A 10,370-nucleotide genomic window follows, 5' to 3' on the forward strand; every position below is an offset into this window, starting at 1 on the left:
TTGCTGTTCCCGACGCGATAGTGTGCAATGCAACGAAAGAAAGCAAGGCGGAAAGGTTAACGCCGCGAAGCCTTTACGACACTTTTGCAAAGGCGACGGCGGCTTTGAGGCCCTTGCCGCTCACCGCAGTCGAGAGCGTGAGCGTCGCATTGAAAAGATTGGCGATTTCCTCGACGATCGGGAGGCCGAGGCCGGCGCCCGGCGCCTCGGTGTCGTTGCCGCGCGAAAAGCGGCGGCGCACGGCGTCGAGCTTTTCCGGCGCGATACCGGGACCATTGTCTTCAACCTCGAGGCGTACGGTTTCGCCATCCTGCGCAATCCGTACGGTAACCTCGGCGCTCTTGCCGGCATATGCGATGGCGTTGCCCGCAAGATTGCGCAGCAGCTCGCCGATCAGCAGGGGTTCGGCGCGGATCATCGCATGTCCATCGCCCTCAAAGCCGAGATCGATACCGGCCTCCGCGGCTTGAGGGATCAGTTCGCCGGTAATCTCCTGGGCGATGGCGGCGATGTCGATCGTCGAGGCCGCCAGGGCCTCCTTGGCCGTTGCGGCGTCGATCTTTGCCATCAGCAGCAGCTGGGCGAGAATGCGTTCGGCGTGCGCGACGGCCTGGTCGCCCTTCAGGGCCGCGTCCTGCGCTTCAGGCAGAGTTGCGGCGCGGGCGGAAAGCGCGAGCTGAGTTCGGATGATGGCAAGCGGTGTGCGCAATTGATGGCTGGCATTGCCGGTGAAATTCCGGAGCGCCTCAAGGGCTGACTGCAGGCGCACCATGAAGCTGTTCACCGTATCCACCAGTGGCTGCACCTCGCTCGGCACCGATTGCTCGATCGGATGCAAGTCGTCCGGGCTGCGCTCGCCGATCGCGTCCCGGAGCTTGTAGAGCGGGCGGAGCGCGACCGTGACCGAGATCCAGACGATCACGGCAGCACCGGCGATCATGAAGGCAAGGCGGATAGCCGAACGGAAAAGGATCGCGCGTGCCAGCTGACGGCGGGCGATCGTCGTTTCCGCAACGGTGACAACAAAGGGAACCGAGCGGATGCCGGTTGAGGCGGAGCGCTCAAGCGTCGCGACGCGGATCGGCTCGCCGCGGAAAACATCGTCTGCGAAGACGGCTGCGTCGCCCTTGGTTTCCTTGAGAACCGGAAGCGCCTGGTAGCCGGTAATGAATGCTCCGGGCGGACCATCGACGCGGTAGAACACCCGGTCCTGAGCGGCCGATGTCAGCATTTCCAGCGCGACATAGGGAATGTCGACTTCCAGAGCGCCGTCTTCTGCCACGACGACGCGCTCGGCAATGGCGAGCGCCGAACCGGCAAGTACACGGTCTGAAACAATGTTCGAGGTCTCGACCGCCTCCCGGTATGTGTCGGCGAGCGCCAGCGTGCCGATGATGGCGGTGGAGATCAGCAGCCAGAAAAGCAGCCGGCGCCTCAGCGAATAGGCGGCTTTCATGAGGCCTCGGGAAGCTTGTCGAGATAGTAGCCGATGCCGCGCGCGGTCTTTACGGTCAATCCATGCGGTGCCAGGCGCTTGCGCAGCCGGCTGACATATTGCTCGATCGCATTGGTGGAAATGTCATCGTCGAAGGCCGTCAGCGACTGGGTGATTGCCTCTTTGGACACGACTTTGCCGGCACGCATGAAGAGGATTTCAAGCAGGCCGACTTCGCGAGCGGGAATATCAAGCTGCATATTGCCGGCGGAAAAGGTGCGGGACTTGAGGTCGAAGGACACGCAGCCGTACATCACCGTCGCCGAATGCAGGCCCGCCTGGCGCCGGAGCAGCACGCGCACGCGCGCCTCGAATTCGGTAATGTCGAAGGGCTTGATAAGGTAATCGTCGGCGCCGAGGTCGAGGCCCCGGACCCGCTCCTCCGGCGCTCCGCGTGCAGTCAGAATTAGGACGGCCGCCTGGTTCTGCCGGGCGCGCATGCTGCGCAGGACGTCCAGCCCGTCCATCTCGGGCAGGTTGAGGTCGAGGATCACGAGATCGAAATTTTCCGCCGCGATCACTGCATTGGCCGATGCACCGTCGTGGACGACATCGACGGCATGCCCCGTACCGCGCAAGATCGCCGACAGGCCGTCGGCCAGCGCGATATTGTCTTCGGTGAGGAGAATGCGCACGGGTGGTTTCCTGTTGTTCAACAAAGAAGATTACAGCCCGTGAAAGGGGATGTCATCAGCAGCAAAAGAAAAGCCGGCGTCATTCAATCAACGAAAGTTTGGCACTCTCAATGGCTCTATTCAGCGACCTCCCGGGGTTGTTCCTCCTGCGCTGCCAGCAGGAGTTTCTGGAAGCGCTGGTCGCTGCGGATGTTATCCAGATCGGAGTCGTTATCGAACCATTTGATGTGGTAGACCGAGCTTCGCGGCATCAGCCTCTCCAGAATATCAATCGCTTCGTCCACGTCGCCGAGGACGGAATAGACGCAAGCGAGATTGTATTGCGCAACGATGTCGTCAGGATCGATCGCGATGGCGCGGGCGGCCCAATCCCTTGCTCTCGCCCTGTCTCCGAGATGCGCCAGCGCCAGGGCGCCGCGATGGGCCGGTCCTGAATTTTCCGGACTGAGATTCAGTGCGCGTTCCGCTCGCAGCAGCCCGAGCTTGGCCCAGTTTTCCGTATCCGACATGCGCCCGAGCGAGCGGTAGGCGCTCATCAAATGAATGGGTGAGACATAGTCGTCCGTGCGGATGTGCGCCGCGCGCGTGAAGTAGCGGACGGCATTGGCGAAATCGCCGCGCATGAAGAAGAATCGCGCATAGTGGAAGTTCGCTTCATAAAGATTGGGTTCAAGTGCAAGTGCCCGCTCGAAGGCTGAAATGGCTTGCTGATCCTGGCCGTTCTGATGCAGGGCCAGACCTCGGGAGGCATGGGCCTCCGCGAGATCAGGATCGAGTTCGAGGGCCCGGGCGCTCATCTGCAGGATGTTTTCGAGCGGGACATTTTCCGGATCCCAATCGCGTATGGCCGCGTCGCAATCGGCAATACCGGCATAGGCGCGCGCATAATCAGGATCCAACTCGACAGCCTTGCAGAACATCCTGCGGGCAAGCTGCAGATACGACTTCGTCCAGGTGTGCGATAGCTGGCGGCCTCGCAGGTAGTAGGTATAGGCCTCGATATTGGCCGTGGGTTCGGCGGCGATGGCCTTCTTCTCGGCCGGCAGGAGCCGGATCTTGAGCTGGCCGACGATCGAATTGGTGATCTCATCCTGGATCGCGAAGATATCGGTGAGATTCCGGTCGTAGCGATCGGCCCACAGATGGTCGCCATTCGCCGTATCGATGAGATGGCCGGATATGCGTACACGCGCGCCGGCGATGCGGACGCTTCCCTGGAGAACGTATCGCACGCCGAGTTCGTGGGCGAGCTGCTTTACCTTCAGCGAACTCCCTTTGTAAGTGAAGACAGTGTGCCGCGGCACGACGTGTAGACTCGATATCTTGGAGAGGTCGGTAATGATGTCTTCCGTGATGCCGTCCGCGAAATACTCCTGGTCGGTATCGCCGCTCATGTTGGTGAAAGGCAAAACGGCAATAAAGCAGGTATTGCGGGTTTGGTCGTCCGACGCGCCGGCCGTTGCAGAAGGCGGATCGAGGAGAACCGTGAACACCGACACATTCTGCTTGATGTTCTTCAGAGATTGCTCGCCCTGGAACTCGAAACCGATATTGAGGCGCGTGCCCACCTGATCGCGAACGGAGCCGGAAACGACAATGCCACCCGGCAAAGCAAGGCGCTCGAGCCGAGCAGCGACGTTTACGCCGTCACCGAAGACGTCGTCGTTCTCGATGACAACGTCGCCCAGATTGATGCCGATCCGCAATTCGATGCGCTGATCCTGCGGGACGTGTTTGTTGCGCACAGCCATCTCGCGCTGAATTTCGACAGCGCAGGCGACAGCGTTTACCACACTTTGGAATTCCGCGAGCATTCCGTCGCCGGTCAGCTTGAAGATGCGCCCTCTGTAGTCGGAGATCCTGACATCGATCAGCTCGCAGCGGTGGCGGTTGAGCGCCTGCAGGGTACCGGTCTCGTCGATACCCATCAGACGGCTATAACCCACCACGTCGGCAGCGAGTATGGCACTCAGCCGTCGTTCCAATATCCCCTCCATACGGTTGTCTAAATTAGCTTAGCGTCTTTTAATGCTCTTGTCGCGTTGCGAGACAGCGCCCGCAATCACTCGTCCTTGCCCGGCGAAGCGTGGTGATGCATTCTGCGCTCATGAGGAGACTTCTTGTTGTGCTGTTTCTGCTCTGTCCCGGTTTTGCAGCCGCGGATCAGGCCTTTTATCCCGCGAAATCCGGCAAGGCGGATGCGCGGGTGCTGACGGTTTATTCCTCGCTCGACGAGCCTCTCGCCCAGCCGATGATCCATGGCTTTCAGGAAGCCAATCCGGATGTCGCCGTGCGTTATGAAGACATGCTGACGGGCGAGATCTACGACCGGATCGTGCAGGAGACGGATGCCGGGAAGAAAACGGCGGATTTCGCCTTTTCATCGGCGATGGACCTGCAGGTCAAGCTCTCCAACGACGGCTATGCGCAGGTCAGCAATCTGCCGATGAGCGGACAATGGCCGAAATGGGCAAACTGGCGCAACACGGCCTATGCACTCACCTTCGAGCCGGCCGTCTTCGTCTATCACAAGCCGAGCTTCTTGCATGAACCGGTGCCAAGTTCACGGGCGGAATTCGTCGATTACCTGAAGCGCAAAGGCAACGCGGTTTACGGCCGCATCGGCACCTATGACATCGAACGCTCCGGCGTCGGCTTTCTGTTCATGGCGCGCGACCAGGAGCAGTTCGGGGACATCTGGTCGGTGATCCGGGCGATGGGGGCTGCGGGCGTCAAGCTCTATTCGACGAGTTCGGCGATCCTGGAGAGGGTAGCCGACGGGCGCTTCGTGCTCGGCTACAACATTCTAGGCTCCTATGCGGCGGACTGGGCGTCGCGCCACCGCGATGTCGGCATCGTGCTGCCGAAGGATTATACGGTCGTGATGTCGCGCATCGGGCTGGTGCCGCAGGCTGCCGCGGAGCCGGAACTCGGGCGGCAATATCTCACCTTCTTCATGTCGAAGGAAGGACAGACGATCATGGCCCGAAAACTGCAGATCCCGGCGGTCAGCCCCGAGGTTGCGGGCGACAATACGGCTAACACCCTGCAGGAGCTTCTCGGTGCCCAGCTCAGGCCCGTTCCGGTCAGCCCGGGCCTGATGGTCTATCTCGACCAGGTCAAGCGCGCGCGGCTGATCGCCCATTGGAACGAGGTGCTGCGGACACAGTAGGTGGATAGCGTTCGCACCTACCTGCTTTATTGGGGTGGATTTGGGATGCACGCCACCGGCATAACCGGGCGCTCATGCCCGAATTACGGCAAAAAAGTGGCCTTGGCGCTGGATATCCTGCCGATGTCAGCTAAATGACAGCTTGATGTGGTGCGGTTCTGGTACTTCTCTTCGTGGAGGCGGAGAGTAGACGTTTCGGGAGGAGTCTCCGTCGCTATTGCGGACGATCAAAGTCCGCTGCCCGGCAACGCTTCTCGATTCCCTTGAGAACAATACGCGGCGCTCACCGCGATCACGGAGGACACATCGTGAAGCATACTTTCCTTGCTACGCTTTTCGCAGCCGCTATCGCGCTGCCGGCCTATTCGGCCGATTACACCATCATGGCGCCTGCCGCACCCGGCGGCGGTTGGGATCAGACGGCCCGCTCGCTGCAGACCGTCATGCAGAAGGAAGGCATCTCTGGCAATGTTCAGGTTCAGAACGTTCCGGGCGCCGGCGGCACCATCGGTCTGGCGCAGTTCGCCAGCCAGAATAACGGCAACCCGAACGCACTGATCGTTGGCGGCTATGTCATGGTCGGCGCGATTCTCACCAACCAGTCGCCTGTCACGCTGAAGGACGTCACACCGATCGCTCGCCTGACCGGCGAGTATGAGGCCATCGTCGTTCCGGCATCGTCCGACATCAAGACGATGGGTGACCTCGTTGCCAAGCTGAAGGCTGATCCGGGTTCGGTGTCCTGGGGCGGCGGCTCGGCCGGCGGTACCGACCATATCGCGGTCGGTCTCATCGCGAAGGCCTCCGGCGTCGATCCGACGAAGATCAACTATGTCGCCTTCTCGGGCGGCGGTGAGGCGCTGGCCGCTATCCTCGGCGGACAGGTGACGGCCGGCATTTCGGGCTATGGTGAGTTCGAATCGCAGGTGAAGGCCGGGCAGCTCCGCCGTGTCGCCGGGTCGAGCGATACACGCATTGTAGTGGTCGACGCTTCTGCGCTGGAGGGATCTTGCGTCGATGTCAGCGTGCAGAACTGGCGGATGGTCGCCGCCGCTCCCGGCCTGACGCCTGAGCAGACGGCTGCCGTCACCGCTGATTTCGACAAGCTTTCCAAGTCGGCAGGCTGGCAGGAAATCCTAAAGACGAAGGGCTGGGCCGACACATACCTCGCCGGCGATGCCTTCAAGGCGCAGCTCGAGAAGGACGTCTCCGCAACCGAAGGCATCCTCAAAGAGATCGGGCTTGTTAAATGAGCAGGGGCAACGCACCCTTGGCAACGAAGCGTCGCCCGGATTGGGCGGCGCTGATCATTGCTATCTGTCTTTTCGTCGTTGCGGCCGTCATGCTTTGGGACGCCACGCATATGAGAGCGATCGCCCAATATGCTCGCATCGGGCCGGCTACCGCGCCCAAGGTCGTGGCGTTCGGGTTGATCGGCCTCGGCATCTGGACCGTCTTCGAGGCGTTGCGCAATGAGTTTCCCGAGCGAGAACATCAGGAAGTCGCTCCCGTCATCTGGATTGTTGCCGGGCTTGCAGCGCAAATGCTGCTTCTGAAGACGGCCGGCTTCTCGATTGCCACAGGCATTCTCTTTGCCTTCACGGCGCGCGGTTTTGGGCGTCGCAAGCTGTGGCTCTCGATCCCGGCGGGTATCGTCTTCAGCTTCGTCGTCTGGATCATTTTCTCGCAGCTGCTGCAGCTGACGCTGCCTGCCGGACCGTTCGAGAGACTCTTCTTCTAGGATTGGATGCGATGAGCACCTTCGAATTCCTCTTCCAGGGCATCCTGGTCGCCATGCAGCCGATGAACCTTCTTTACGCGTTCGTCGGTGTCACGCTTGGCACTGCGGTCGGCGTTTTGCCGGGCATCGGCCCGGCGCTGACCGTTGCCCTTCTTCTCCCCGTCACCTACAAGCTCGACCCAGCCGGTTCGCTGATCATGTTTGCTGGTATCTACTACGGCGGCATGTATGGCGGCTCGACGACCTCCATCCTGCTCAATACGCCGGGTGAAAGCGCCTCGATCGTGACTGCGCTCGAGGGTAACAAGATGGCGCGCGCGGGTCGCGGCGGTCCGGCGCTGGCGACAGCGGCGATCGGTTCGTTCGTGGCCGGCCTCATAGCCACGCTCGGCCTTGCCTTCATCGCGCCCTACATCGTCAAACTGGCGCTGATCTTCGGGCCGCGTGAATATTTCGCTCTGATGATACTCGCCTTCGTGACCGTTTCGTCCGCTTTCGGCGATTCGGCACTTCGCGGGCTGACGTCGCTTTTCATCGGCTTTGCGCTGGCGATGGTCGGCATCGATCAGCAGACCGGCCAGGCACGTCTTTCCTTCGGCATTCCCGATCTTCTGGACGGCATCGAAGTGACCACGCTTGCCGTTGCCATGTTCGCGATCGGGGAGACGCTCTATATCGCAGCCCAAGGCAATCGCGGCGAGGACAAGGTCGAGGCGGTCAAGGGTTCTCTTTGGATGACGGCCCAGGATTGGGGCCGCTCCTGGAAGGCATGGCTGCGTGGCACCTTGATCGGCTTCCCGATAGGTGCAATGCCGGCTGGCGGGGCCGAAATCGGCACCTTCCTGTCGTACGCGACCGAGAAACGCCTGGCGAAGAACCCCGAAGAATTCGGTCACGGTGCGATCGAAGGCGTAGCAGGCCCGGAGGCGGCAAACAACGCATCGGCAGCCGGTACGCTGGTGCCGCTCCTGACGCTCGGCCTGCCGACGACGGCAACGGCGGCGATCATGCTCGCCGGCTTCCAGCAATACGGCCTGCAACCCGGTCCGCTGCTGTTTGCGAACAATCCGCAGCTCGTATGGGGCCTGATCGCCAGCCTGCTCATCGCCAATGCCATGCTGCTGGTTCTGAACCTGCCGCTGATCGGGCTTTGGGTCCGCCTGCTGACGATCCCGAAGCCCTGGCTTTATGCCGGCATCCTGCTGTTTGCGACGCTTGGTACCATCGGCGCCAATCCCTCGGTGTTCGAGCTCGGCATGCTGCTCGCCTTTGGCGTACTTGGCTATATCATGCGGCTCTTCGGCTATCCGATCGCCCCGGTGGTTGTCGGCTTGATTCTCGGGCCGCTTGCCGAACAGCAGCTCCGCCGGGCGCTTGCTATCAGCCAGGGCGATGTGACGACGCTTGTCACGTCGCCGATCGCAGCCGGGTTGCTGATCGTTGCGGCTGCGGCCTTCATCATCCCGTTGATCTTGAGAATACGCGGCCGCGGCGAAGTTCTGTCGCAACTTGCTGCAAGCGAAGACTAAGCCAAGACTGCTCGAACCCTTTCTTGCGGCCGGCCCTGAACATGAGCCGGCCGCTTGTTTTTGCATGGCAGGCCTGAAATCCCGTCACTTGTGGAGAATGCTGCAGCGCATCATGTATGAGGCGTCAATAATGAAGCCAAAGCGAGAAAGACAATGTCCTCCTACAGCAAGTCCATTCGGGAAGGTTTCTTCGGCCGTGCCTTCGCTGTCATCGGCGCCGCAAATGCTGTAAGCGCTGCATTCGAAGCGGGTCGCCGTCCAAAGCCCCGGGACCTCAAGGTTCTCGGTATCGCACCGGACGCCTTCGACCATTTCGGCCGCTAGTTTCCCGATTACATCACGCATGAAACAGCCCGCAACCGGTTGGTCGCGGGCTTTATTCTTGTCCGTCAGGCCGCAACGCGTACAAGCGCTGCGGCTTTGGAAATGTCAGGCCTCCAGCCGCTCGCGGGCAGGTGAATGGACTTCGGCCTGCGCCCTCGCTTCCGCTTGCGCACGGGCTTCCTTCCGCTTGTTGTGGCGGATAGAGGACCAGAGCGAGACACCGATAAGCGCTGCACCGCCGAGACCGGTGACGACTTCGGGAATATGGAAGAGGGTCTGGACGTACATGATGATCGCAAGGATCAGGATCGCGTAAAACGCGCCATGCTCCAGGTAGCGGTAATGCGTCAGCGTTCCGTTTTCGACGAGCATGATCGTCATCGAGCGTACATACATCGCGCCGATGCCCAGACCGATGGCGATGATGAAAAGGTTCTGCGTCAGGGCGAAGGCGCCAATGACGCCGTCGAACGAGAAGCTTGCATCCAGAACCTCAAGATAGATGAATGCGCCAAGCCCACCGCGTGCCGCTTCTGCCATGGCCTTTTGCGAAGCGTCCAGCATCGCGCCAATCACTTCGACAACCAAAAATGTGACAAGACCGTAGATCGCGCTGTAGACGAAGGTCGTCGCTTCTTGGCCTTCAAGCAATGAAGCGAAAGTGAGGATCAATAAGAGAACGAAGGCGATTTCGATGCCTTTGACCGTCGCACCGCGCGACATCAGTTTTTCAACAGAGACGATCCAATGGACGTCCTTCTCCGGGTCGAAGAAGTAAGAAAGGCCGACCATCAGAAGAAAGGTTCCGCCAAAGGCGGCGATTGGCAGATGGGCTTCGTTCATGATGCGCGCATATTCAGCCGGTTGCCGGGCGGCGAGGATCACGGCGTCGATCGGGCCGATACTTGCGGCTATCGCCACGATTGCCAGCGGAAAGACGATGCGCATGCCGAAGACGGCAATGATAATGCCCCAGGTCAGGAACCGATGCTGCCAGACAGGCGTCATTTCCTTGAGCTTGTTGGCATTTACGATCGCGTTGTCGAAGGAGAGGGAAATCTCCAGCACGGCCAGAACCGTACAGATAAAGAAGATAGTCGCCATGCCGCTAATCGTGCCGGTGGACTGCCAGCCCAGCAAAGCGCCGAGCGCCAGGCCTACGGCCGTGACGATGAAAGCCCAGCGGAAATAGCCGAGCGTGGATTGATGGCTGATGGGTTGCTTCATGGCCGCACCTCTTTAATGCGGACATCGTTCTTGAAGGATGATGTGAGTGAAAAATGCGGCATATCGTAAGGGATATGCGCGTGAGGCATTGTGAGCTTTTTCATCGAGTGAAAATCCGCCGGCTGTTTGCAGGCGGTACCGACATCACGAGAGCGCCGTAAAAACTCTCGCCAGAGGGGCCCGGCACCAGTGTTTGTCCGGCAGCCGATGCTTTTGCACGGGGGGCAACCATGCGCATCGTTTTGGC

General features: G+C 60.5%; 10 protein-coding genes. 5 read left to right on the forward strand and 5 right to left on the reverse strand.

Annotated elements, in window-relative coordinates:
- Positions 1–73: 73 nt before the first annotated feature.
- From C9413_RS00975 to C9413_RS00985, 3 genes are all read right to left on the reverse strand, one after another.
- Complete coding sequence (locus tag C9413_RS00975; RefSeq protein ID WP_039846100.1) at positions 74–1,456, reverse strand: sensor histidine kinase; 1,383 nt, start codon at positions 1,454–1,456, stop codon at positions 74–76.
- Positions 1,453–2,130, reverse strand: coding sequence for a response regulator transcription factor (locus C9413_RS00980; protein WP_039846099.1), 678 nt, complete (start codon positions 2,128–2,130; stop codon positions 1,453–1,455). The genes C9413_RS00975 and C9413_RS00980 overlap by 4 nt, the downstream gene beginning before the upstream one ends.
- A 116-nt stretch (positions 2,131–2,246) precedes the next feature.
- Positions 2,247–4,115, reverse strand: coding sequence for a tetratricopeptide repeat protein (locus C9413_RS00985; protein ID WP_039846098.1), 1,869 nt, complete (start codon positions 4,113–4,115; stop codon positions 2,247–2,249).
- A 122-nt stretch (positions 4,116–4,237) separates the two neighbouring features.
- Between C9413_RS00985 and C9413_RS00990 the strand changes: the two genes are divergently transcribed.
- The 5 genes from C9413_RS00990 to C9413_RS01010 all read left to right on the forward strand — a co-directional run bounded on the left by C9413_RS00990 (position 4,238) and on the right by C9413_RS01010 (position 8,896).
- Complete coding sequence (locus tag C9413_RS00990) at positions 4,238–5,302, forward strand: ABC transporter substrate-binding protein (RefSeq protein ID WP_052451660.1); 1,065 nt, start codon at positions 4,238–4,240, stop codon at positions 5,300–5,302.
- 308 nt (positions 5,303–5,610) lie between these two features.
- Entirely contained in the window at positions 5,611–6,555 is a 945-nt protein-coding gene (locus C9413_RS00995) for a tripartite tricarboxylate transporter substrate binding protein (RefSeq protein WP_170250116.1), read from the forward strand.
- The gene (locus C9413_RS01000; protein WP_022715865.1) at positions 6,552–7,043 is read left to right on the forward strand and encodes a tripartite tricarboxylate transporter TctB family protein; all 492 of its coding nucleotides are present in this window, start codon (positions 6,552–6,554) and stop codon (positions 7,041–7,043) included. Before C9413_RS00995 ends, C9413_RS01000 begins: the two co-directional genes overlap by 4 nt.
- A gap of 11 nt (positions 7,044–7,054) precedes the next feature.
- Positions 7,055–8,572, forward strand: coding sequence for a tripartite tricarboxylate transporter permease (locus C9413_RS01005; RefSeq protein WP_039846994.1), 1,518 nt, complete (start codon positions 7,055–7,057; stop codon positions 8,570–8,572).
- 153 nt (positions 8,573–8,725) lie between these two features.
- Positions 8,726–8,896: a hypothetical protein gene (locus C9413_RS01010; RefSeq protein WP_166677317.1), complete on the forward strand. Its 171-nt coding sequence runs from the start codon at positions 8,726–8,728 to the stop codon at positions 8,894–8,896.
- 105 nt (positions 8,897–9,001) lie between these two features.
- On the opposite strand, the gene C9413_RS01015 is transcribed toward C9413_RS01010, so the two are convergent.
- A complete protein-coding gene (locus tag C9413_RS01015; protein WP_039846096.1) occupies positions 9,002–10,123 on the reverse strand; it encodes a DUF475 domain-containing protein in 1,122 nt (373 codons plus the stop codon).
- Positions 10,120–10,370 (reverse strand): hypothetical protein (locus C9413_RS32625; RefSeq protein ID WP_210263367.1); only part of this gene is annotated, 251 nt, incomplete at its 5' end. The genes C9413_RS01015 and C9413_RS32625, both read right to left, overlap by 4 nt.

The sequence above is a fragment of the Rhizobium sp. SEMIA 4085 genome (assembly GCF_013004495.1).
Taxonomy (GTDB): Bacteria; Pseudomonadota; Alphaproteobacteria; order Rhizobiales; family Rhizobiaceae; genus Rhizobium; species Rhizobium gallicum.